Genomic DNA, 22,488 nt, shown 5'->3' on the forward strand with positions numbered 1-22,488 from the left:
ACAACAAAGGGCTAACCGATCGGTTAGCCCTTTTATTATATTTGTTTTGTTACATGTAGTCGCAACAGCGCTCGTTTCAGAGCAGCTTGCGCCCGTTCCACATCAATATCCGGTGTCGGATGAGACAGACGTCCTTCGGCACGCTCTTTCGCACGCCGAGCACGTTCAATATCAATCACGTCCGGATCTTGACAGTCAGGTGTTACGATATTCACCTTGTTATGTTCGATTTCACAGAAACCGCCGAATACGGCATATTCCTTTGATGAACCGCCAGGCTCATCAATGCGTAACGGAGCCACATCTAAAGCGATAATCATGGGTGCATGATTTGGTAATATCCCGAAGCTCCCGTCGATAGCACGGCCCACAAAGAATGTAGACTGTCCATCATATATAACCGAATCAGGCGTAATAATCTGTAGGGTCATAGGTTCCGCCATGGATTATTCCCCCTTCTCTTGCATTTCCTTTGCTTTTTGAACGGCTTCATCAATGGTACCGACCATGTAGAAAGCGCCTTCCGGCAAATCATCATGCTTACCGTCCAGGATTTCTCTAAAGCCTCTCAATGTTTCGGACAATGGTACGTATTTACCGGGAGAACCGGTAAATACTTCAGCTACGAAGAACGGTTGACTCAAGAAACGTTGAATCTTACGTGCGCGGGATACGGTAAGCTTATCTTCGTCAGACAATTCTTCCATACCAAGGATTGCGATGATATCCTGAAGATCGCGATATTTTTGCAATACTTCCTGTACGCCGCGAGCTACCGCATAATGTTCTTCACCAAGTACATGAGGATCGAGAATACGACTTGTAGAATCCAACGGATCCACCGCCGGATAGATACCTAACTCCGCAATGGAACGGGACAATACAGTTGTCGCGTCCAAGTGAGCGAATGTTGCAGCCGGTGCCGGGTCAGTCAAGTCATCGGCAGGTACGTATACAGCTTGTACGGAAGTAATGGAACCTTCTTTTGTAGATGTGATACGTTCCTGTAACGCCCCTACATCATTAGCCAATGTAGGTTGATAACCTACCGCAGACGGCATACGGCCTAAGAGGGCGGACACTTCAGAACCCGCCTGGATAAAGCGGAAAATGTTATCGATGAACAAGAGCACGTCCTGTTTCTTCACATCACGGAAGTATTCAGCCATTGTAAGCCCTGTAAGACCTACACGCATACGAGCCCCTGGCGGTTCATTCATCTGACCATATACGAGGGCCGTCTTATTGATAACGCCGGACTCTTTCATTTCATTCCACAAGTCATTACCTTCACGGGTACGTTCCCCTACGCCGGAGAATACGGAATAGCCGCCGTGCTCGGTCGCGACGTTGTGAATCAATTCCATAATCAATACGGTTTTACCTACACCGGCACCACCGAAAAGGCCGATTTTACCGCCTTTTACATATGGTGCGATAAGGTCAACGACCTTGATACCGGTCTCCAGAATTTGTGTGTCCGGAGAAAGGTCATCAAATTTAGGTGCAGGACGGTGAATCGGCCATTTTGCATCAGCCATCACAGGCGCCGGATCATGGTCCACCGTTTCACCGAGGACGTTAAAGATACGACCTAATACGCCATCCCCTACAGGAACAGAAATAGGTGCACCAGTATCCTCAGCCTCCATATTACGGGTCATACCGTCAGTAGAACTCATGGCAACACAGCGAACGGTATCGTCCCCCAAATGCTGCATAACCTCTACTACAATTTTTTGTCTATCATGTGCTTTATGATCATGGTAGATGTAAATAGCGTTATAAATGGCTGGTAAATGACCCGCCTCAAAACGCACGTCTACAACCGGTCCGATGACCTGCACAACTTTACCAATATTATTACTCATCGACAGATGTCTCCTTATCTATTGCAAGGCGTTAGCGCCACCAACGATTTCAGAAATTTCATTTGTAATACTGGATTGACGTAACTTATTATATTCAAGCCCTAGGGAATCAATGAGTTCCCCTGCATTATCCGTTGCGGATGTCATGGCCGTCATACGAGCACCCAATTCACTGGCAGCGGATTGCAACAATCCATTATATACGGTAATTTCTAAATACTTCGGCAATAGCGCTTCCAAAACGGATACGGCGGACGGCATAAAATCATATTCCTCGCCCTGTACCTCGTCTTGCGGCTGCTCAATCGGCAACAAACGTTCAGCCTGTGCAATTTGCGTCATAGAATTTACAAACCGTGTATAAATCATGATGACTTCGTCTACTTCATGACGTTCGTATAGTGAAAGCGCCTCATTCATAATAGCTCGCGCATGTTCATAGGACGGCTTGTCCGAAAATCCGCTGAAGGATTTATCGATATGGATACTTCTGGATTTCATGCTGTCCCGAGGTTTCCGCCCCACCGTGATGACACGGTACGCTTCCGGACTTTTACCGTGAAGCTGCTCCATAGCAAACTTCAACACATTCGACGAGAATGCTCCGGCAAGACCTTTATCGGCGCCTACTACAATATAACAAGTTCTCTCTACGGGGCGTACCTCCAAGAGAGGGCTTTCAAAACCTTCCAAGTCACTATTCGACATATGACGCAAGATTTGCCCAACCTTCTCCGCATAAGGACGGGTTGCTTCCGCCTTGATCTGAGCCTTACGGAGTCGAGCTGACGCTACCATCTTCATCGCTTTTGTAATTTGTTGCGTATTGGTAACACTTTTTATACGCTTTCGCAAATCTTGTGCACTAGCCATACATTACGCCTCCTTATGAGACACTAACGTATGAGTAGAGCCAAATGCTTCCACACATTCAGGAATTGCTTGCTTCAATAGGTTTTCAGTTTCTTCCTCTAATTTCTTAGATGTATCGATATTGCTGATAATTTCAGGATAATTAGCCTTCACATAGCGCAATAATTCCGCCTCAAACGCCAATACATCATCAACCTGAATAGACGATAAATATCCCTTTGTACCTGCATATAAACAGATAACCATTTCAGCAACGCTCATAGGCTCGTATTGCCCCTGTTTCAACATCTCCGTCAACCGTTCGCCGCGATCGAGCTGCGCGCGAGTCGCCGCATCAAGATCAGAACCGAACTGGGCAAATGCCGCAAGTTCACGATATTGAGCAAGGTCCAAACGCAATTGACCCGCTACCTGTTTCATCGCTTTAGTCTGTGCACTACCGCCTACACGGGATACGGATAAACCTACGTCAACAGCAGGACGAATACCTGAGTAGAACATATCGGTTCCCAAGAATATCTGACCGTCCGTAATGGAAATTACATTTGTCGGAATATAGGCGGATACGTCGCCGGCCTGCGTTTCAATAATCGGCAACGCCGTAATGGAACCGCCGCCGAGTTCTGGTGAAAGCTTCGCCGCACGTTCCAACAAACGGCTATGTAAGTAGAATACGTCACCTGGATAAGCCTCACGCCCCGGTGGACGACGCAATAATAGAGACATAGCACGATATGCAGCCGCCTGTTTTGTTAGATCATCATATACACACAATACATGTTTGCCTTGATACATGAAGTATTCACCCATGGCAACACCTGCATATGGTGCGATATATTGAAGCGGCGCACCTGTAGATGCACTGGCGGATACTACGATAGTGTAATCCATCGCACCGGCCTCTTCTAATTTCTGAACCACGCGCGCAACGGTGGATTCCTTTTGCCCGATGGCTACATAAATACAGATAACGTCTTTACCCTTTTGGTTCAAGATCGTATCCAAGGCGATTGCCGTTTTACCGGTACCGCGGTCGCCGATGATAAGTTCACGTTGTCCACGACCAATCGGTACCATCGAGTCGATGGCTTTAAGACCGGTTTGCAACGGTTCATTTACGGACTGACGGTCTGCAATGCCCGGTGCAGGATGCTCGATAGGACGACGTTCCGTAGCATGGATGGTGCCCTTGCCGTCAAGCGGTTGACCCAATGGATTCACAACGCGACCAATCAAGGCATCCCCTGCCGGAACATCCATAATTTTGCCGGTACGACGCACTTCATCGCCTTCTTTAATCAGGAAGTCATCACCTAAAAGTACGGCGCCGACATTATCCAATTCCAAGTTTAAAACCAAGCCATAAACACCGTGAGGTAATTCCAACAACTCACCGGCCATGGCTCTTTCAAGACCATAAATATGGGCGATGCCATCCCCTACGTCGAGAACAGTACCCACGTCATCGACATTGAGGTCAACATCATAGTCCTGAATCTGCTGTTTGATTATAGCAGTGATTTCTTCAGGCTTCATTTTCATATATACCCATTCACCCCTATCTAATAGAGTTCGTTCGCAATAAAGATTTTTCTAATTCCTGTAACCGGCGAGATACAGATCCGTCTATGCGCTTATCCCCTAATTGGATAACGATACCGCCCATAATGGATGGATCCTGACGCACCGTCAGGATGACCTCTTTCCCCGTTACATCTTGCAGTTTAGCCTGTACGGATTGTTCTACCGCCGCGGTAATCGGTTCCGCTACGATGACAGTAGCTTCCAATATACCTCTCGCTTCCCGAGACTTTTTGATAAACCCTTTTATAGCCGTTTCAATATAGCGATAACGACCGCGTTTAATCATAACATACAGGAAGTGTAGAGCCGTTTTATCGATAGCGGACTCAAAAATCTTGCCCATCAACTTGATTTTCGCATCTGTCATAACCAGCGGATTTTCTAAAAACGCCCGCAACTCAGGCTGTTCCTCCATAACAGAGGCTACATAACCCAACTGTTCCTCCATGAGGGCTAAACTATTTTGTTCTTGCGCTAATTCAAACATAGCCGAACTGTATTTATCTGCTACAATTTCTGTGCTCATCGTATCACAACCCTATCGTTTTACTATCAAGTTGACGAATAGCGTCTTCGATTAATTTTGTATTAGTTTCACTGTTCATGTCTTTAGCCACTACTTTACCGGCCATAGCCACAGACAAGGATACAACTTCATTGCGCAAGCTGTTCATCGCACGATCGCGTTCATTGGCGATATCCTGACGGGCACGGTCCTTTTCGGATTCGATTTGTGCACGTGCCGCCGCCACTTCTTCAGCGGTATTCACCTTAGCTTGATGGTTCGCTTTTTCAACAATTTCCTGTGCTTCATGACGGGCGTTAGCAATTTGAGCCGCATAATCAGCTTTAATTTGCTCCGCTTCCATGCGCGACTGTTCGGCACTGGCCAAGTCATTCGCAATTTGTTCCTTGCGAGCCTCCATCATAGACACTAACGGTTTATAAGCAAAACGGTGTAATATCCAAACTAATATAAAAAAGTTCAACATCTGAGCAAGAATTGTTCCTGGGCTTAAATCAACCAAGGTAATTCCTCCCTGCTATTAACGGAATAACAAAATGAAAGCCACTACTACGCCGATGATAGGCATCGCTTCAATCAAACCGATTGCTACGAACATAGTAGACATCAATTGTCCACGTAATTCCGGTTGACGTGTAATACCTTCGATAACTTTGCTTGCTACCATGCCGTCACCAATACCTGCAGCAATAGCGCCACAACCTACTGCGATTGCCGCAGCTAAAGCGAATAAACCTTGAACTTCCATGATTAACCCTCCATTAGATAAATTAATGATCTTCACTTAATGCCATTCCCAAATAGTTGGCAGTAAGAACTGTGAAAATAAAGGCCTGAATAATGCCGATAAATAAACTGAAAGCAATCCAAATCCATGGTACCGGTACAAACCAAGGCATGTGGTAGAGAATTTCCAACAAGATTTCACCTGCCACAATATTACCGAATAGACGAAAAGCTAATGTGATTGGTTTTGCAATTTCCTCGAAAATGTTCAAAACCAGCATGGCTTTATAAGGCTGCAAGAAATGGTTAAAGTATGATAACCCTTTTACTTTAATCCCCATCCCCCATACTACAAGGCTACTGCATAGTGCCAACGCAGCTGTCGTATTAATATCTGCTGTCGGCGAAGTAAGCGCATGTAAAGTAGGCAATAAACCCAGTTCATTTCCTATGAAAATAAACAAAAAGAATGTGAATAATAATGAGCTCACCATTGGCCAATGCTTGCCGAGCGTGGGGGATAATTGACCTTCCAGCAGTTCTAAAATGACTTCTACGCCATTTTGAATACCTGAAGGTACCAGTTTTCGACCACGTGTAGCCAACACGGTAATGATGATAACGATCACCATCGTAATCCACGTCGCAACAAGGGTATCTATATGAAATGTTAACCCCAGCCACTGGACCAACTGATGATGACCTGCATGCAATTCCACAGACTCAACCCCTTCCATAGCTTATAAAAAAACCATATATATGCATCATATATATATGTATTATAATACATCGTTATAGATATATAATCAACACTTGACGAGTATATAATTCCCCAAAAAGATATTTGAATTGCATTTTACGCATTAAAGAATCAGTAATTGCGTTTTGCGCATTAATCACATAGGTCAATCCGTAATATCAAATGAACTATATACGACTGTTCCACCAATACAACATATATAATACGGGCTGTATTATTACAACTGCCGCAAATAAACTCAACGGCTCCACCCCGGGAATTTGAATACCGATCGAAACTAATGCCCCCACTAAAACCAGTCGCCACATCATCTGGCGACGCGCTTTTCGAACCGCTCCATGCGGATTTCCGCAGGTAAAGCTGTTAGCATGAACACCAAGGGTCAACAGATAGAGAATCATGATCAACATGCCCCAGCCCCAGCCCATCATATATCGCTGTAAATTCAGCACAGACAGAACTAACAGCCCTAAAAGGGCAATAAAAAAACAGGTCAGCAGAACATGCAGTATGAATTTTACATATCGATTCATATACACCTCACTACATAACCTGTTTATACAACATATAGAATCCTGTGACGGCTCCGATCAGACCCAATATTATCATACATAGCGGACTGGTTTCTAACCAACCGTCCAGTTTATATCCGATCCAAACAAAGCCGCCGATACAGGCAGCCAGTGTCATCCCTGCTGATGTAGCCATAGCCAGGGCTTTCACAGTATCCTTATCCATCTTATTTACCGAACCGTTCCGGACGTTTCGCATCACCCAAGAATTCATGACGAAGCGCCTGAATGATGCGTTCCGATGCTTTGCCGTCACCGTAAGGATTCACGGAGTTCGACATTAATTTATAGGCTTTTTCGTTACTTAATAATTCATAGGCCGCACCATGTACAGCATCCTTATCCGTGCCTACGAGACGCACCGTACCGGCTTCAACAGCTTCGGGACGTTCCGTCGTATCGCGCAACACGAGAACCGGTTTTCCAAGAGCAGGAGCCTCCTCCTGAATCCCGCCGGAATCGGTGAGAATCAGATAGGATTTAGCCATCAAATTTGCGAACGGTTCATAATCGAGAGGATCAATAAGAGTCACACGCTCAACGGAGCCCAGTTCCTCCTGTACCACTTGACGCACCTTCGGATTCTTATGAACAGGGAATACCACTTGAATATCGTCAAACTCAGCAATCAGATCGCGGATAGCCTGATATACATGGCGCATAGGCTCGCCCAAATTCTCTCTGCGATGAGTCGTTACGAGAATTGTTCTCTTAGCGGGATCCAGTGCATTAATCGCTTCGTCCTCAAAGACATAATTATCCTGTACCGTCGTATCGAGAGCATCGATAACGGTGTTGCCCGTTACATATAGATGAGCATCATTGATATTTTCTTTTTTCAGATTGCTTTCAGAACTGGACGTGGGCGCAAAATGATAAGTTGCAATAGAGCCTGTGAGTTTACGGTTCATCTCCTCAGGAAACGGTGAATAGATATCTCCCGTCCGAAGTCCCGCCTCCACATGTCCCACGGGAATTTCCTGATAAAAGGACGCCAGAGCACCCGCAAAGGTTGTCGTCGTATCACCGTGAACGAGAACGACATCGGGTTTCGCTTTTTCCAACACATCCTTGAGGCCCAACAATGCACGATTTGTTACGTCATACAACGTTTGCCCCTGACTCATAATATTCAAATCATAATCCGGCGTAATGTTAAATAAATGCAGTACTTGATCGAGCATATCTCTATGCTGAGCCGTTACCGTTACAATAGGCTCCATATCCGGAGCTGCCTGCAATGCTTTCACAAGAGGGGCCATCTTAATCGCCTCAGGTCTTGTACCGAAGATTGTCATAACTTTTAACATAGTTGCCTCCAATATAATAAGGTAGAAAAAAAGGGGCGCAAGCGCCCCACATATGGTTATTCCTTATGAGAATCATCCGGATTCTCCAAGGCTTTGGCCAATTCATCGCGATCGAAGGATATGGTATCATCCGAGTCGCTGCGTTCAATTGTAGGACGTGGTAACGGATGCCCTGCCGCATCGCTATGCATGATAACACCAAGGCGGCGGGCAATATAGATACTGCACAAGAAAATCACTAATACCAAGGTCGCTCCGACCCAGGCGTTAACCTCCGCAACGATAACGGATACGCCGCCGAAAAGAGCTGTTACGGCATACATCATGAGGACCGCCTGCTTTTGAGATAACCCTTGAGCTAGCAAACGATGATGCACATGACCCTTATCGGGTTTAAAAATCGGACGCCCGCTGATTTTGCGGCGTACAATGGCGAATAAGGTATCCAGAATCGGCAACCCTAACACGATAGCCGGCACCACTAAAGCAATCATGGCCGCCGTCTTTACGGCACCCATAACGGAAATAGCCGCCAACGTATAGCCTAACAGCATAGATCCCGTATCACCCATGAATATTTTAGCCGGATTAAAGTTATAGCGCAAAAAACCTACCGTAGCACCCGCCAAAGCAAGTGCAATACAAGCCAAATCAATCTGACCGAGCTGTAAGGTCATCGCACACACGGCGATACAGGCGATAAAGGATATGCCCGCAGCCAACCCGTCAAGGCCGTCGATGAGGTTTACGATATTCGTAAAGCCTACAATCCAAAATATAGTCAAAGGAATCGCCCAATATTTGAGGTATATCACACCGCCCCAAGGAAGGTTGATAAAATCCACTCGAATATCATACGCCACGAGAATAGCCGCCGCAATAATCTGCCCCATCAGCTTTGTCTTAGGTTCGATCTGCTTGATATCATCCCAAATACCGACGATAACGAGAATGACCGTACCGAGCACAAAACCGAATAATTTATGGTCATGAGGAATTGAACCGTTAAGCAGAACAGATCCCATATAACCGAGAAAAATCGCCAATCCACCGAGTCGTGGAATCGCACCGTGATGCACCTTACGAGCATCCGGCTTATCTATTGCCCCGACGGCGACCGCAAAGCGTTTCACCAGGGGCGTCAATGCATATGTTATGATGAGCGCCAACACAAAGGCCCACACATAATCAGGCATGAACTCTCTCATAAGACACCTCCAACAACCGGGTCACATTCACTGAATTAGTTCGTCAAACTGCGGATAGGTGCCGGAATACGACCGCCACGCGCAATAAACTCTGCCGCACTATAAGGACTCACCTCAATAATAGGAGCATAGCCTAACAGTCCGCCAAACTTAACGACTTCGCCGACCGTTTTACCCGGTACAGGAATGACGCGAACCGCTGTCGTCTTATTATTAATCATGCCAATCGCCGCTTCATCAGCGATGATAGCGGAAATCGTATCTGCCGTCGTGTCCCCCGGGATAGCGATCATATCAAGCCCTACGGAGCACACACAAGTCATGGCTTCCAACTTATCAAGGGAAAGACTGCCGCAAGCCACGGCATCGATCATGCCCGCATCTTCCGATACGGGGATAAATGCGCCGCTGAGGCCGCCTACATGCGATGATGCCATGAGACCGCCTTTTTTCACCGCATCGTTAAGCAGTGCCAACGCAGCCGTCGTACCATGACAGCCGCAGGAAGATAAACCCATTTCCTCCAGAACATGTGCCACCGAATCGCCTACGGCCGGTGTCGGTGCCAACGACAAATCGATGATGCCGAACGGTTTACCGAGGCGACGGGACGCCTCTTGTGCCACCAGTTGGCCTACGCGAGTGATTTTGAAAGCCGTTCGTTTAATCGTTTCAGCCACTACATCAAACGGCTCACCGCGAACGGACTCCAATGCATGTTTCACAACGCCAGGACCGGATACCCCCACGGAAATAGCACTATCCCGTTCCGTAACACCGAAGAAGGCCCCCGCCATAAACGGATTATCCTCAACAGGATTACAGAATATAACGAGCTTTGCACAGCCAAGGGCATCGTTATCCTTGGTGAGTTCCGCCGTTCTTTTTACGATGAGGCCCATTTCCCGCACCGCATCCATATTGATACCGGTCTTAGTAGAACCTACACCTACGGAGCTGCACACGATATCCGTCGTCGCCAATGCTTCGGGAATTGATTCAATCAGGATGCGATCCGCTCGTGTCGCCCCCTTTGTAACGAGAGCCGAGAAACCGCCGATAAAATTAACACCGACGGTCTTTGCCGCTCTATCCATGGCCTCCGCCACAGGTACATAAGACGTTAAATCGGTACCGCCCGCCACGAGGGATATAGGTGTCACGGAAACACGTTTATTGATGATAGGAATACCGAACTCTCGCTCGATATCTTCACCGATGGATACCAGGTGTTCCGCCTCCTTTGTAATGCGATCATAGATGCGATCACATAACTCTTTACCGGAACTGGAAGCACATTCTAACAAACTGATGCCCATCGTAATCGTACGCACATCAAGCTTATTATCATGAATCATCTGATTCGTTTCTAGAATATTATCGATAGATAACATAGTGCCCCCTATCCTACGCGGTGCATGCTCAAGAAAATATCCGCATGTTGAGCGCGAATTTCCACGCCGAGTTTCGTTCCTAATGCTGTCAATGCATCCTGAATAGACGTCAAATCCTTTACGTCTTCGGATTCAGTCTCGCACATCATAATCATATTGAACAGACCATCTAAAATAGTCTGATTAATTGATAGAATATTGACTCCATGATCAGCCAAAACTGTACTGACCCCCGCAATGATACCAACGCGGTCGACGCCGACAACGGTAACAACTAATTTCATAATATCACCTTTTCTATGGACTACAAACCATCTAACCATATACGGTCATTCGATAAACTATATTAATATATTATATCATAATTTATCGCTTTTTTACGGTGAATTCTTCATGAGATTACACAAAACTATAAATAGTTATGCATCTTCTGAAAGTGCGGCGGTTACAATTTCTTCACCAGCCGTCAACAATGCTACGAGGCCGCGGTCACCTTTATAGCTTTCACCATAAATTTTATACAGGTCCTCCGTACCCGACGGACGCGCTACAAACCATCCTGTCTCAGTCTCCACACGGACCCCGTCAATAGGCATATCTTTATAAAGTGATGTGGTGCGAATCGCAGTAATCGGATCACCATCCACCTCAACAGCCGTAATCGCACCCGCATCAAGGGCTTTCAATTTTACCTTTGCCGCCTTGGAGCAAGGCGCATCGATGCGACCGAATCGAGGTTCTCCGCAATCTTCAATAATACCCTTATATAATTTTTCAACGGTAGCACCCATAACAGCCAGCATTTCAATGGACAACAAGGCCATAATCATGCCGTCCTTATCCGTGGTCCAAACGGTGCCATCCTTCTTGAGGAACGATGCTCCGGCTGATTCTTCGCCGCCGATACCGATAGTTCCGTCGAATAAAAGAGAACTGAAATATTTAAAGCCCACCGGTACTTCATAGACCTCAATGCCTTTCTTTGCAGCCCATTTATCGATCATAGTAGTACATACTACGGTCTTTCCGACGCCTTTATCCTTCCATCCGCGCGTCGTAAAGAGATAGTCCGCCGCAGTCGCCAAAAAGGCATTCGGCGATGCCAGCCCTTCCGGACTTACCACACCGTAGCGGTCATAATCAGGATCATTACCGACAGCCAAATCATAATTCCCGATTTGCTTGATGACATCCGCCATGGCATACTCGGACGAGCAGTCCATACGAACCTTGCCGTCATGGTCATAGGTCATAAAGCTGAACGTAGGGTCGTAATCATCATTGATGATGTCCATATTCAAATGATATCGTTCATTAATAGCGCGCCAGTAACTGCTGCCGCTACCGCCAAGAGCGTTGACGAGGACCTTCAGTTTCGCACTTTGAATGGCCTCCATATTGATAATGGAAGATAGTTCTTCCACATAAAGCCCTTTGTAATCATACGGTTCCTGTTGCGACGGTTCTATATTGTCCAAACTGATGCGTTTAAATCCATCCATCTCGCAATAAGCGCGCAAATATTCATTCGCTCTGGTTTCAATCCACTTCGTCACCAATGTGTCCGCCGGCCCGCCGTTAACGGTATTATACTTAATGCCGCCGTTATCCGGAGGATTATGAGACGGCGTGATGACAATTCCGTCAGCCTTATCATCATGACTTTCATTATAACGAATAATAGCACGGGAAATAGACGGCGTCGGTACAAAGTCCATATCGCTGTCAACCATTGCAACGATACCGTTGCCGGCCAGCACCTCAAGAACCGTCACCAATGCCGGTTGTGATAAAGCATGTGTATCCTGACCTACGAATATAGGGCCGGTAGCGCCGAACTGTCCACGTCCATCGCAGATAGCCTGTGTAATAGCCGCCACATGAAGATCCGTAAAAGTCCCGTTAAGCGACGTACCGCGGTGTCCTGACGTACCGAAAGACACCAGTTGCGTCGGATCATTCATATCCGGTGTATTGTCAGAATACGCCTCTATCAAGGCCTCTAAATCAATAATATCTTGTTCTTGTACAGGCTTGCCTGCTAACTCATGAGCCATAGGAACCTCCCAATCACATGTACGGCGAACATGCATAAAACCGTACATGTACCTATCTTAATAATAATGAACATCTGCTCTGTTTACATAACGATAGATGTCTACATAGTATAGTCCATAAAATCATACTCTGTGAAATAATAATATAATCTATTAATTAGCCTAACATGACCACGCACTTACTTATTTGTCACATAATGTGCATTTTCCTGACATTCTTTCGCCAGCATTTCCACCGAAGCCGGTATCGTAGGTCGTGTAAAACCTTCTCCGATAACCTCCTGCGCATCGGTAATGAGGATAAACGCATGTTCGTCCGCCTCTTGAATGACTTCTTTCAGTTTATTCACCTGCAACAGATTTACCGCCACCATGACGATTTGTCGCGGGGTCCGCGTATAGGCACCGATACCGTTGATGATGGTCGCACCGCGACCGACCTTATTGATGATGCATTCACAAACTTCATCGGTCCGATAGGTGATGATGAAAGCAACCTTTCTCTGGTTAAACCCGATGACTACTTTATTCGTAATGATCGTATATACATAAACGCTGACAAGTGTCACCGCCACCGCCTCAAGACCTACAACGGCGACAGCCACTGCGAGGATAACGCAGTTAATGATGCTGTTAATGGACCCCATCTGCAATCCGTAATATTTCCGCACGATAAGGGCGATCGGGTCAAGGCCGCCCGTATTTCCGCCAACCCGATATACTATACCGAGTCCCACACCGGTCGTAACACCGGCCATCATGGAGCTCAACAGAGGATCCTGAATAATCATGTTATATTGCAGAAAATCAAACTGATCAATCATCCAGGACAGCATCAACGTACCGTATATCGTATTGACTACGACACGTTTTCCCAACCAGTGCCAGGCAGCCCAACATATAGGTATATTCAAAATAATATTCCACGTCCCGATGGATAGTCCCGTAAGATAATATAATATAAGCCCCAAACCGCTGAGACCGGTGCTCACCAGCTTATGAGGCAGAACGAATGCATCAAGCCCGGCGCCGAAAACAGCACACCCGACGGCGACCATCACAACCTGGTATATATCGGCTTTATACTTGGTTAACATAACCCCTCCAAATTGCCATTTCCCTATAAATATTCTATAATGGAGTATCTAAAACATACGCATTTACAATACGTTTAAGAATAATACAACTAGCGTATACAAATTCATCATAAACCACTTAATGGTTATTTTCAATCACTTTATAACAGTATAGAATAAACATATGAAATGCATATATCACAAATCCATTCGAGGCTTTATGATAAGGTTTACAATCCGGCTTCGACACATATTCTTCGACGCATATTTCAAAATCTAACTATATACATATATTAGCGAGGATTTTATGAGTAAAAGTTTCGAACAACTCGGTTGCAGTAAAATTAATATAGGGCTCGCCATCACGGGCAAACGCGATGACGGTTATCACGATATCGATTCCATCTTTCAATCTATCCGTCTCAGTGATTCCATCTACTTTGCCAAACACCATTCCGTCGTATTTTCCGGAGGTGCTCCGGAGCTGCCCGACTACATGCAGAACCTCGTCACATATGGTGAAAGCAATCTCGCCCTTAAAGCGTTACGCGCCATCCAGGCCTATACGGGATGTAAGGCGGGTGCCGCCATTCACCTGTTAAAACGCGTGCCCGTTCAGGCCGGCCTGGGCGGCGGCAGTGCCGATGCGGCGGCGATGTTAAAAGGATTAAATAAATTTTGGGACCTGCGTCTGACGCAAGATGAATTATTGACATTAGGATCTCAATTAGGCTCCGACATTCCGTTTCTATTACACGGCGGTACGGCACGCGGCACGGGTCGCGGAGAGATCCTTACCTACGGTACGTCTCCGCAACCGCATTGGCTCCTATTGGTTAAACCGACGACATCCGTTTCAACGGCAGCCGCATATAATCAATTCAAAGGTAACTCAAAGGCCACATCCGAAACGATTGATACGGTGCGGAAACACATCGAAAACAACGATATGTATGCGGCTTTCACCAGCAGTATCAACACCTTCGAAGAACTATTGTTCCCCGAACACGAGGAATTGGCCCAATGTAAGGAGTTCTTTATATCCCGCGGATATCCGACCATCATGACCGGCAGCGGTCCGACGATGGTCGTACTGCTCGAGAAAGCGACAGATGCCTTGCACCTGCAGGACGAAATCTCAAAAGCGGGCCACGACTGGCTCTCACTCATTACAAAAACATGCACAGAGGAGGATTTACCATGACAAAACGGTTGCAACCCATACGCCTCGATGCGTACAAACCGCTACGGGAAGTTGTAAGTGAAACATTACGACAGGCCATCCAGGAAGGCATTTTAAAGCCCGGTGAACGGCTCATGGAAATTCCTCTGGCAGAGGAACTGGGCGTCAGCCGTACACCGATTCGCGAAGCCATCCGCAAACTCGAACTGGAAGGCTTCGTCGTTATGATACCGCGCCGCGGCACCTATGTGGCGAACATCTCCTTAAAGGATATTACGCAGGTTTTTGAAATTCGCTCAGCTCTCGAGGAACTCGCGGCGGGTCTTGCGGCGGAACGCATCACGGCGGAGGAAATCGAAACCTTGGAGCGCATGCTCGTCGAAATCGGTGATCACATGGAAAACAAGGACATGGAATCCGTCATCACCGCCGACGTGGAATTTCACGAAGTATTATACAAAGCGTCCCGTAATCAACGGCTGGCGGATATTGTTCACAATCTGCGGGAGCAGACCTACCGCTTCCGCAGTTTCTCCATGAACCAGCCGGGTCGGTTGCGCAAAACATGGGAGGAACATCGCCAGCTCGTGGAGGCCATCGCCTCCCATAACGAGACGCAAGCACGCAAGCTGGCGCGAATTCACATGGAACATTCCGAACAGACCCTCTTAAAAGGGATGGAGGAATCCACCGAATTCGATATGTCCAGATAAGTTTTAACAAGAAAGGGATTTTTTATGGAAGCATATTTAAATGATCTAGTGTCCACCATAAACGGTTATTTGTGGAACTACCTCATCATCTTCATCCTCATCGGCGCAGGCCTCTTCTTTACAATGACGACGAACTTCGTACAGATTCGCATGTTCAAAGAAATGCTTCGCCTCGTAGCGAATGGTGCAGGCAACTCGACCGAAAAAAATCACGTATCCTCATTCCAGGCCTTTTGTGTCAGCACCGCCTCCCGCGTAGGTGTCGGCAACATCGCAGGCATCGCCATCGCCGTTGTATTAGGCGGTCCCGGTGCCATCTTCTGGATGTGGATTATCGCCCTCATCGGTGCGGCAACCGGTTTTATTGAAAGTACATTAGCTCAGATCTATAAAGAACCCCTTGCAAAAGGCGGCTTTTACGGAGGCCCTGCCTACTACATCCGCTACGGCCTCAACAATAAGTTCTTATCCGTTCTTTTCGCCATCTTGATCAGCGTCACCTTCGGATGGATTTACAATTCCGTACAGGCCAATACATTAGCGGCCTCCCTTGTCACCTTCGACTTTGATGTAACATACACAGGTGCTGTCGTAGCTGTACTCGTAGGTCTCGTCATCTTCGGCGGTATCAGCCGTGTAGCCAAGGTGTCGGAAGTCCTGGTACCGATTATGGCCGTTCTCTATATCTTGACAGCCCTCTTCGTTGTCATCATGAATATCGAGCATTTTCCTCATGTCATTTACACCATCGTTACATCCGCCTTTGATCCTTATGCGGCAGGCGGCGGCTTCATGGGCGCTACCATGATGAACGGTATCAAGCGCGGTCTCTTCTCAAACGAAGCCGGCGAAGGTTCCGTGCCGAATGCGGCGGCTACAGCAGCCGTTAATCATCCGGTGGAGCAGGGCCTCGTCCAAGCCTTCGGGGTCTTCCTCGACACGTTCATCATCTGTACCGCATCCGCTTTCATCGTCCTCGTCGTAGGCGACTACAGCACGACAGGTCTTACCGGCATCGCGCTTGTGCAACATAACCTGGCACAACAGCTCGGCTCCTGGGCCCCATTAGCCGTAGCCGTATTTATCGTGATGTTCTCGTTCAGTTCACTCGTAGGCAACTATTACTACGGCGAAATCAACATCAGCCATTTGACGGATAAAAAAGGCTATCTCTATGCGTTCCGTATCGGTGTTGTCATCATGACATTCCTCGGCTCCATCGCATCGCTCGATCTCGTATGGAATCTGGCCGACTTGTTCATGGCATTCCTGGTACTGACAAATGTGAGCTCCATCGTACGCATGGGCAGAACCGCAGGTCTCGCCCTCGACGATTACATCAAGCAACGCAAGGCCGGCGTCGAATCACCCGTATTCCACCGCTCCGTATTGAATCATCCGTACGGCGTTGTATGGTGGGGTGACGGTCAGACGACGGATTCCTCCGTACCGCCTACACCGATTGAAAATACGGTAGAAAACAGGTAGTATTTAAATTTTCTAATACTATATAATTTCTTAACAGAAATACTGAGACCCCTTTGGTGCGATTATCGACACCAAAGGGGTCTCAGTATTTTCTAGTATGTTTTCTACTATTTTTTCTAAAATATTCTCTATTACCGCTTATCAAAACCTTCCTAATCCCTTCCCCGCCTTACCCTCCATAAACTTTCACAGACTATAGAATATAGTTATCATTTATGCAGGTTATTTTATAAAACATGTCGAATACTATTAATATAGAATTCTTTTCGTATTCTCATAACATATTCTATATACAGGAGGTATGTATGAAAGCATATAACCCTTATGAAAACATGTTGAATACCCTGGATGTGGCTGCGGAAAAACTCGGCTATTCCCGCAGTGATTACGAAGTATTGCGCCATCCGGAACGGGAACTCAAGGTGTCCGTTCCGTTACAGCTCGACAACGGCGAAGTACGCGTATACGAAGGATATCGTTGTCAACACTCCACATTGCGCGGCAGCGCTAAAGGCGGCCTCCGCTTTCATCCTGATTCCGATGAAAACGAAGTGCGTGCCTTGGCCGCATGGATGACCATTAAAAACGCTATCGCCAATCTTCCGTACGGTGGCGGTAAAGGCGGTATCAAGGTCGATCCAAAGACGTTGAGCCAACGCGAGCTGGAACGCTTGACCCGTAATTTCGTTCGTCGCATCGCCCCTATCATCGGCGTAAATACGGACGTACCTGCACCGGATGTAAATACAAACGCTCAGATCATGAGCTGGATTGCCGACGAGTACAGCACATTAAAAGGCGAATGGAGCCCGGGTATCGTTACCGGCAAACCGATTGAGGTCGGCGGCTCTCTAGGTCGTAACGAAGCGACCGGTCGCGGCTGTCTCATCGCGTTGCAAAGCTACCTCGCCAAAAAGAATCTGGACATCAAAAATCTCACAGTAGCCGTACAGGGCTTCGGCAACGTAGGATCCGTCGGAACGCGCCTCATCGCACAGGCAGGGGCTAAAGTCGTTGCCATCGGCGATGTGAGCGTCAACATCTACAATCCGAACGGCATCGACGTTGAAAAAGCATATGAATATGCAAATTCTCACGGTCGCTCCTTGGAAGGTTACTCCGAGCCGGGTATGACCCTCATCGGCGGACAGGAACTATTGGCTCAGCCTGTTGATGTTCTGTACATGGCAGCCCTTGAAAACCAATTGAACAAAGATAACATGGAAAATATCCAGGCAAAAATCATCTTGGAAGGTGCGAATGGCCCTACTACAAATGATGCGGATAAGTACTTCTACGAAAAAGGTATCGACATCATCCCTGACGTTCTCGCTAACGGTGGCGGCGTAGTCGTATCGTACTACGAATGGGTTCAAAACAAGGCAAGCTACTACTGGACCGAAGAAGAAGTCAACGAACGATTGACGAAAAATATGCAAAACAGCTTCGAAGCGGTTTGGAATATGCAGCAGAAATATAATGTACCGCCTCGCCAAGCGGCATACATGGTCGCTCTCGAACGCCTCGTAATAGAAACCACATTGCGTGGATACAACTGCTAAGCTTTCAGTAAGAAAACAGATTTATAATCAATAAAATAATTCCGCAATTTCTAATCCATCCTCCTATGCTATAAGCATAAAAAGAGCGTAAACTCTACATATACAGAGTTTACGCTCTTTTATTTGAAAGTCTCATCAATATTGTCATCATACGAAGGATTGCTATTTCATGCGAAGGTTCCCGACGGCTTTTATTTAAAAGCCCCCATCAACGCAATCATACGCGGATTCGCCATTAAGGATCTCACCAGAACAGATCCGACCACGGCCGGCACGGTCTGCCCCACTAAAAGATTCAACACCAACGGCCAATATGGAATATCGAGCAGCCGGCTGAGCCATAACGGCACACAGAGAGCGGGAACCATGATAATCGGCAAGATAACCCACCACGAACCGAGCCCCATGCGGCGCATGCCTACTATGATGCCCGTCGTCAATATGCCGACACCGAAGCCGCCCAGCATATCGAGAATACCGAGACCGCCAAATAAAAAATTGGAAATGAGGTTGCCAATCCCCATGGGGATCACCAAAAACGGAAAGGCATAAGCAAGTGCATACAATGATGTCGCTATACGAATTTGATACGCTCCGAAAGAAATACTTTGGGTCACATACAATAAGACGATATAAAGCGCTATAACCATAGCGGAAATTGTCATTTTTCGGGTAGAACTCATAACACTCACCTCCTCAAATAAAAAAAGAGCATGGCAAAACTACCATGCTCGAATGCTTATGATTTTCCGTAGTTTTGTTTAGAGACAGGATGGTTTCAAACTGTCTTATTCAATTGTCGCCTTTCGGCATATACACATCTTAGCATACATCCGATTGTTTCGCAATTGGTGAAAGTTCAACACCTATTACGCAACGTCAGACGAGCCGGATTATTTCCCGAAATGAATCGCCGGGTCCTCAACGCCGTTAGCACGAAACGCTTCAGCCCGGTCAATACAGGTTCCGCAATGTCCACACGGCACCGCTCCGCCTTCGTAACAGGACCACGTCAATTCGTAAGGCACATGAAGACGCAATCCTTCTTTCACCACATCCGCCTTGTTGGCGTTGATGAAAGGCGCCTCCAATGAACAGGCTTCACCTGAGCCTTCAAAGATGGCATCGCCCATGGACTTATAAAACTGTTCCGTACAATCTGGATAGGCATTTCCTGCCGCATCATCGCTATGCGCACCGTAGTAAATATAACCGCAGTCGAGTGATAGAGCCAAGGACGCCGCCGCCGACAGGAACAATCCGTTTCTAAAAGGCACATAGGTACTCACAGGGCCGTCCCCTTCCCGGTCCTGCTGCTCTTTATAGGAACCTTGCGGCACGGCTTCATCGGATTGCATCAGGAGAGACGAATTGCTGAAAGCGAACAGCTTCGTCACGTCCATCGTCTTTCCTTCGATGCCGTAATACGCCAAAACGGCGGCTGCCGCCTCTAATTCCTTACAGTGCTTCTGACCGTATCGGATGGACAACGGCACCACATTCTCCTTACCGAATCGCTCAACGGCAAGCGCCAGACATGTCGTACTATCCACGCCGCCGCTGAACAAAACAACGGCACGTTGTTTCTGAGCCATAATTTCTCCTTTCAGAACACGATTATAAATCGATATCGAGTTCTACAGGACAGTGGTCGGAACCGAAAATCTGTTGATGAATCTTCGCCTCTTTAATCTTGTCATCAAGCCGCTTGGATGTGATGAAGTAGTCGATTCTCCACCCCGTATTCCGTTCACGAGCCTTGCCCATGTAGGACCACCAGCTATATTCCTCAATCGCATCCGGATAGAGGTGGCGGAATGTGTCCGTAAAGCCGGACTCCAATAATTCCGTCATCTTTGCCCGTTCTTCATCGGAAAAGCCCGCATTTTTGCGATTTGTCTTCGGATTTTTAAGGTCGATTTCCTGATGCGCCACATTCAAATCACCGCAGAGAATAACCGGTTTCTTCTTATCCAGTTCAAGCAAGTAATTGCGGAACACATCTTCCCAGGTCATGCGGTAATCAAGACGTGCCAATTCACGCTGACTGTTCGGCGTGTAGCAACACACGAGATAGAAGTTATCATATTCCGCGGTAATAACACGACCCTCCTGGTCATGCTCTTCAATACCGATACCGTTTGTTACTGAAAGCGGCTTGATACGCGTAAATACGGCGGTACCGCTATACCCCTTCTTCACCGCGCTGTTCCAAAACTGTTCATAGCCGGGCAATTCCAATTGAATCTGATCCGGCTGCAACTTCGTTTCCTGCAGGCAAAAAATATCCGCATCCAATGCGTTAAAGGATTCTATAAATCCCTTTGTTACAGCGGCACGCAGGCCGTTTACATTCCAAGAAATTAACTTCATTTAAACTCCTTTATTTTTATGCTTCTTCGCATGGCGTGCTTCAGCACGGGCCTTACGGGACTCCTCATTGGCACGCATGGCATTTCCCTTTTTTCCTCTATAATAATTAGCCAGCACGGATAGAAGGAAAATAATCATGACCGTTACATTAAATGCACCGGGACCGAACGTATAGATATGATAGCATAAATAACCGAAAGCGATAATCGACAATATGTGTTTTAAACTTTCCATCATACCTCCTAAGACTGTTGCAAGGTTTCGATGCCGGTATTGAGCGGAAATCCGTCATAGGTCACCCAGTCGCTGGAACTACCTACATATAAAGCGGATTCAAGCCCGATTTCACTCATCGCCATCAAGGCATTACAAGCGGTAACACCGGATCCGCAATACGTCACAAGCGGACGACTTTGGTATAACTCGTTATAAAACTCGGCCTCCAACTCTTTTACAGATTTAGGACCGTCAGAGGTATAGCCGCTTTCATAAAAATGATTCACGGCCCCCGGAATATGCCCGGTCATACCGTCCATGGTATCTATTTCAGAGCCGTCATATCGGTGCGGCGCACGAGCATCGATGATGACATGATCCCCGCTTTCACTGGCCTTGAGAACCTCATCGCGACTCATCACCATGTGAGTCTGCAATTCATAGTTGAACACTGACGGTTTGTCCGGCAACGGTGTCGGTTCCTTCGTTAAAGTATGACCTTCCTTAATCCAGCGTTCAACGCCGCCGGATAAGACACGCACATCCTTGAGCCCCATGTACCGCAACGTCCACCACAAACGACCGGCCAGGAACAACCAGGAATCATAAATGACAACCTTCGATTCGCGTGTTATTCCGTATGATTCAAGAGTATGCGCCAGCTGATCCATATCGGGCAACGGATGACGACCGCCATGCTCACTGAGCGGTCCTGTCAAATCCTTGTCCAAGTCGACGGCATAAGCCCCCTTGATGTGACCCTGCTTATAATTTTGATACCCGCGAGCATCGAGAATGATGACTTCATCTAGGCAACTTAACAATTCTTTAGGAGTGATAAAATTAGACATATGTACTCCTTTCTATAAACATATCGAAAATGTCAGATACGATATGTTTATTATATAACGAAGGAAGGTTGTAGACAATGAATATCAGCTTTCATTAGAAGTAATATTAATAAATTTCATGAATCTCTTATAATTCTGTGTCCTA

General features: G+C 46.9%; 25 protein-coding genes. 4 read left to right on the top strand and 21 right to left on the bottom strand.

All coding sequences use genetic code 11. The annotated features are described in order from the left end of the window. Positions 1 to 35 precede the first annotated feature (35 nt). The 16 genes from atpC to CKV62_RS08105 all read right to left on the bottom strand — a co-directional run bounded on the left by atpC (position 36) and on the right by CKV62_RS08105 (position 13,978). A complete protein-coding gene (gene atpC / locus CKV62_RS08030; protein ID WP_095066445.1) occupies positions 36 to 443 on the bottom strand; it encodes an ATP synthase F1 subunit epsilon in 408 nt (135 codons plus the stop codon). Between the two features lie 3 nt (positions 444 to 446). Continuing rightward, positions 447 to 1,871, bottom strand: coding sequence for a F0F1 ATP synthase subunit beta (gene atpD, locus CKV62_RS08035; protein WP_095066446.1), 1,425 nt, complete (start codon positions 1,869 to 1,871; stop codon positions 447 to 449). An 18-nt stretch (positions 1,872 to 1,889) separates the two neighbouring features. Continuing rightward, on the bottom strand, positions 1,890 to 2,744 hold the full coding sequence (atpG, locus tag CKV62_RS08040) for an ATP synthase F1 subunit gamma (protein WP_095066447.1): 855 nt from the start codon (positions 2,742 to 2,744) through the stop codon (positions 1,890 to 1,892). Positions 2,745 to 2,747: 3 nt separating this feature from the next. Continuing rightward, positions 2,748 to 4,286, bottom strand: coding sequence for a F0F1 ATP synthase subunit alpha (atpA, locus tag CKV62_RS08045; RefSeq protein WP_095066448.1), 1,539 nt, complete (start codon positions 4,284 to 4,286; stop codon positions 2,748 to 2,750). A gap of 16 nt (positions 4,287 to 4,302) precedes the next feature. Then, the gene (gene atpH / locus CKV62_RS08050) at positions 4,303 to 4,854 is read right to left on the bottom strand and encodes an ATP synthase F1 subunit delta (RefSeq protein ID WP_095066449.1); all 552 of its coding nucleotides are present in this window, start codon (positions 4,852 to 4,854) and stop codon (positions 4,303 to 4,305) included. Positions 4,855 to 4,858: 4 nt separating this feature from the next. Further along, positions 4,859 to 5,356, bottom strand: coding sequence for a F0F1 ATP synthase subunit B (gene atpF, locus CKV62_RS08055; protein ID WP_095066450.1), 498 nt, complete (start codon positions 5,354 to 5,356; stop codon positions 4,859 to 4,861). Between the two features lie 18 nt (positions 5,357 to 5,374). After that, the gene (atpE, locus tag CKV62_RS08060) at positions 5,375 to 5,602 is read right to left on the bottom strand and encodes a F0F1 ATP synthase subunit C (RefSeq protein WP_005377043.1); all 228 of its coding nucleotides are present in this window, start codon (positions 5,600 to 5,602) and stop codon (positions 5,375 to 5,377) included. 22 nt (positions 5,603 to 5,624) lie between these two features. Next, the gene (atpB, locus tag CKV62_RS08065; RefSeq protein ID WP_169835180.1) at positions 5,625 to 6,317 is read right to left on the bottom strand and encodes a F0F1 ATP synthase subunit A; all 693 of its coding nucleotides are present in this window, start codon (positions 6,315 to 6,317) and stop codon (positions 5,625 to 5,627) included. A gap of 190 nt (positions 6,318 to 6,507) precedes the next feature. Then, entirely contained in the window at positions 6,508 to 6,873 is a 366-nt protein-coding gene (locus CKV62_RS08070; RefSeq protein ID WP_095066452.1) for a Tat pathway signal protein, read from the bottom strand. A 10-nt stretch (positions 6,874 to 6,883) separates the two neighbouring features. After that, positions 6,884 to 7,078: an AtpZ/AtpI family protein gene (locus tag CKV62_RS08075; RefSeq protein ID WP_095066453.1), complete on the bottom strand. Its 195-nt coding sequence runs from the start codon at positions 7,076 to 7,078 to the stop codon at positions 6,884 to 6,886. A gap of 1 nt (position 7,079) precedes the next feature. Beyond that, a complete protein-coding gene (gene wecB / locus CKV62_RS08080; RefSeq protein WP_095066454.1) occupies positions 7,080 to 8,222 on the bottom strand; it encodes a non-hydrolyzing UDP-N-acetylglucosamine 2-epimerase in 1,143 nt (380 codons plus the stop codon). A 56-nt stretch (positions 8,223 to 8,278) separates the two neighbouring features. Further along, complete coding sequence (locus CKV62_RS08085; RefSeq protein ID WP_038116442.1) at positions 8,279 to 9,430, bottom strand: glycosyltransferase family 4 protein; 1,152 nt, start codon at positions 9,428 to 9,430, stop codon at positions 8,279 to 8,281. Positions 9,431 to 9,465: 35 nt separating this feature from the next. After that, complete coding sequence (locus tag CKV62_RS08090) at positions 9,466 to 10,824, bottom strand: PFL family protein (RefSeq protein WP_095066455.1); 1,359 nt, start codon at positions 10,822 to 10,824, stop codon at positions 9,466 to 9,468. A gap of 8 nt (positions 10,825 to 10,832) precedes the next feature. Beyond that, positions 10,833 to 11,108 carry an ACT domain-containing protein gene (locus CKV62_RS08095; RefSeq protein ID WP_038116444.1) on the bottom strand — a complete coding sequence of 92 codons (276 nt, stop codon included), beginning with the start codon at positions 11,106 to 11,108 and terminating at the stop codon, positions 10,833 to 10,835. Between the two features lie 135 nt (positions 11,109 to 11,243). Then, entirely contained in the window at positions 11,244 to 12,881 is a 1,638-nt protein-coding gene (locus CKV62_RS08100; protein WP_095066456.1) for a phosphoglucomutase, read from the bottom strand. Between the two features lie 179 nt (positions 12,882 to 13,060). Then, positions 13,061 to 13,978, bottom strand: coding sequence for a YitT family protein (locus tag CKV62_RS08105; RefSeq protein ID WP_095066457.1), 918 nt, complete (start codon positions 13,976 to 13,978; stop codon positions 13,061 to 13,063). A 286-nt stretch (positions 13,979 to 14,264) separates the two neighbouring features. Here CKV62_RS08105 and ispE point away from each other — a divergent pair, with 286 nt between their 5' ends. The 4 genes from ispE to CKV62_RS08125 all read left to right on the top strand — a co-directional run bounded on the left by ispE (position 14,265) and on the right by CKV62_RS08125 (position 18,903). Further along, positions 14,265 to 15,161 carry a 4-(cytidine 5'-diphospho)-2-C-methyl-D-erythritol kinase gene (ispE, locus tag CKV62_RS08110; RefSeq protein ID WP_095066458.1) on the top strand — a complete coding sequence of 299 codons (897 nt, stop codon included), beginning with the start codon at positions 14,265 to 14,267 and terminating at the stop codon, positions 15,159 to 15,161. Beyond that, the gene (locus tag CKV62_RS08115; protein ID WP_095066459.1) at positions 15,158 to 15,853 is read left to right on the top strand and encodes a GntR family transcriptional regulator; all 696 of its coding nucleotides are present in this window, start codon (positions 15,158 to 15,160) and stop codon (positions 15,851 to 15,853) included. The genes ispE and CKV62_RS08115 overlap by 4 nt, the downstream gene beginning before the upstream one ends. Positions 15,854 to 15,877: 24 nt before the next feature. Next, on the top strand, positions 15,878 to 17,341 hold the full coding sequence (locus CKV62_RS08120; RefSeq protein ID WP_095066460.1) for an alanine/glycine:cation symporter family protein: 1,464 nt from the start codon (positions 15,878 to 15,880) through the stop codon (positions 17,339 to 17,341). 305 nt (positions 17,342 to 17,646) lie between these two features. Further along, complete coding sequence (locus CKV62_RS08125) at positions 17,647 to 18,903, top strand: Glu/Leu/Phe/Val family dehydrogenase (protein WP_095066461.1); 1,257 nt, start codon at positions 17,647 to 17,649, stop codon at positions 18,901 to 18,903. 191 nt (positions 18,904 to 19,094) lie between these two features. Here CKV62_RS08125 and CKV62_RS08130 read toward each other — a convergent pair whose 3' ends face one another. The 5 genes from CKV62_RS08130 to CKV62_RS08150 form a co-directional block, all read right to left on the bottom strand. After that, positions 19,095 to 19,586, bottom strand: a complete 492-nt coding sequence (locus CKV62_RS08130) for a QueT transporter family protein (protein ID WP_095066462.1) — start codon at positions 19,584 to 19,586, stop codon at positions 19,095 to 19,097. A 210-nt stretch (positions 19,587 to 19,796) separates the two neighbouring features. Further along, the gene (gene queC / locus CKV62_RS08135) at positions 19,797 to 20,498 is read right to left on the bottom strand and encodes a 7-cyano-7-deazaguanine synthase QueC (RefSeq protein ID WP_095066463.1); all 702 of its coding nucleotides are present in this window, start codon (positions 20,496 to 20,498) and stop codon (positions 19,797 to 19,799) included. A 22-nt stretch (positions 20,499 to 20,520) separates the two neighbouring features. Beyond that, entirely contained in the window at positions 20,521 to 21,276 is a 756-nt protein-coding gene (locus CKV62_RS08140; RefSeq protein WP_095066464.1) for an exodeoxyribonuclease III, read from the bottom strand. Beyond that, positions 21,277 to 21,510 (bottom strand): hypothetical protein, encoded by a 234-nt coding sequence (locus tag CKV62_RS08145; protein ID WP_095066465.1) that lies wholly within the window; start codon positions 21,508 to 21,510, stop codon positions 21,277 to 21,279. It abuts the gene before it with no gap. Positions 21,511 to 21,518: 8 nt separating this feature from the next. Next, positions 21,519 to 22,343, bottom strand: a complete 825-nt coding sequence (locus tag CKV62_RS08150; RefSeq protein WP_095066466.1) for a sulfurtransferase — start codon at positions 22,341 to 22,343, stop codon at positions 21,519 to 21,521. Positions 22,344 to 22,488: the final 145 nt, after the last annotated feature.

Source organism: Veillonella rodentium, assembly GCF_900187285.1.
Classification (GTDB): domain Bacteria; phylum Bacillota; class Negativicutes; order Veillonellales; family Veillonellaceae; genus Veillonella; species Veillonella rodentium.

Excerpts from the sequence above, each read along its gene's own strand:
- atpC (WP_095066445.1), bottom strand. The coding sequence starts at position 443 with ATGGCGGAACCTATGACCCTACAGATTATTACGCCTGATTCGGTTATA.
- atpD (WP_095066446.1), bottom strand. The coding sequence starts at position 1,871 with ATGAGTAATAATATTGGTAAAGTTGTGCAGGTCATCGGACCGGTTGTA.
- atpG (WP_095066447.1), bottom strand. The coding sequence starts at position 2,744 with ATGGCTAGTGCACAAGATTTGCGAAAGCGTATAAAAAGTGTTACCAAT.
- atpA (WP_095066448.1), bottom strand. The coding sequence starts at position 4,286 with ATGAAAATGAAGCCTGAAGAAATCACTGCTATAATCAAACAGCAGATT.
- atpH (WP_095066449.1), bottom strand. The coding sequence starts at position 4,854 with ATGAGCACAGAAATTGTAGCAGATAAATACAGTTCGGCTATGTTTGAA.
- atpE (WP_005377043.1), bottom strand. The coding sequence starts at position 5,602 with ATGGAAGTTCAAGGTTTATTCGCTTTAGCTGCGGCAATCGCAGTAGGT.
- atpB (WP_169835180.1), bottom strand. The coding sequence starts at position 6,317 with ATGGAAGGGGTTGAGTCTGTGGAATTGCATGCAGGTCATCATCAGTTG.
- CKV62_RS08070 (WP_095066452.1), bottom strand. The coding sequence starts at position 6,873 with ATGAATCGATATGTAAAATTCATACTGCATGTTCTGCTGACCTGTTTT.
- CKV62_RS08075 (WP_095066453.1), bottom strand. The coding sequence starts at position 7,078 with ATGGATAAGGATACTGTGAAAGCCCTGGCTATGGCTACATCAGCAGGG.
- wecB (WP_095066454.1), bottom strand. The coding sequence starts at position 8,222 with ATGTTAAAAGTTATGACAATCTTCGGTACAAGACCTGAGGCGATTAAG.
- CKV62_RS08085 (WP_038116442.1), bottom strand. The coding sequence starts at position 9,430 with ATGAGAGAGTTCATGCCTGATTATGTGTGGGCCTTTGTGTTGGCGCTC.
- CKV62_RS08090 (WP_095066455.1), bottom strand. The coding sequence starts at position 10,824 with ATGTTATCTATCGATAATATTCTAGAAACGAATCAGATGATTCATGAT.
- CKV62_RS08095 (WP_038116444.1), bottom strand. The coding sequence starts at position 11,108 with ATGAAATTAGTTGTTACCGTTGTCGGCGTCGACCGCGTTGGTATCATT.
- CKV62_RS08100 (WP_095066456.1), bottom strand. The coding sequence starts at position 12,881 with ATGGCTCATGAGTTAGCAGGCAAGCCTGTACAAGAACAAGATATTATT.
- CKV62_RS08105 (WP_095066457.1), bottom strand. The coding sequence starts at position 13,978 with ATGTTAACCAAGTATAAAGCCGATATATACCAGGTTGTGATGGTCGCC.
- ispE (WP_095066458.1), top strand. The coding sequence starts at position 14,265 with ATGAGTAAAAGTTTCGAACAACTCGGTTGCAGTAAAATTAATATAGGG.
- CKV62_RS08115 (WP_095066459.1), top strand. The coding sequence starts at position 15,158 with ATGACAAAACGGTTGCAACCCATACGCCTCGATGCGTACAAACCGCTA.
- CKV62_RS08120 (WP_095066460.1), top strand. The coding sequence starts at position 15,878 with ATGGAAGCATATTTAAATGATCTAGTGTCCACCATAAACGGTTATTTG.
- CKV62_RS08125 (WP_095066461.1), top strand. The coding sequence starts at position 17,647 with ATGAAAGCATATAACCCTTATGAAAACATGTTGAATACCCTGGATGTG.
- CKV62_RS08130 (WP_095066462.1), bottom strand. The coding sequence starts at position 19,586 with ATGAGTTCTACCCGAAAAATGACAATTTCCGCTATGGTTATAGCGCTT.
- queC (WP_095066463.1), bottom strand. The coding sequence starts at position 20,498 with ATGGCTCAGAAACAACGTGCCGTTGTTTTGTTCAGCGGCGGCGTGGAT.
- CKV62_RS08140 (WP_095066464.1), bottom strand. The coding sequence starts at position 21,276 with ATGAAGTTAATTTCTTGGAATGTAAACGGCCTGCGTGCCGCTGTAACA.
- CKV62_RS08145 (WP_095066465.1), bottom strand. The coding sequence starts at position 21,510 with ATGGAAAGTTTAAAACACATATTGTCGATTATCGCTTTCGGTTATTTA.
- CKV62_RS08150 (WP_095066466.1), bottom strand. The coding sequence starts at position 22,343 with ATGTCTAATTTTATCACTCCTAAAGAATTGTTAAGTTGCCTAGATGAA.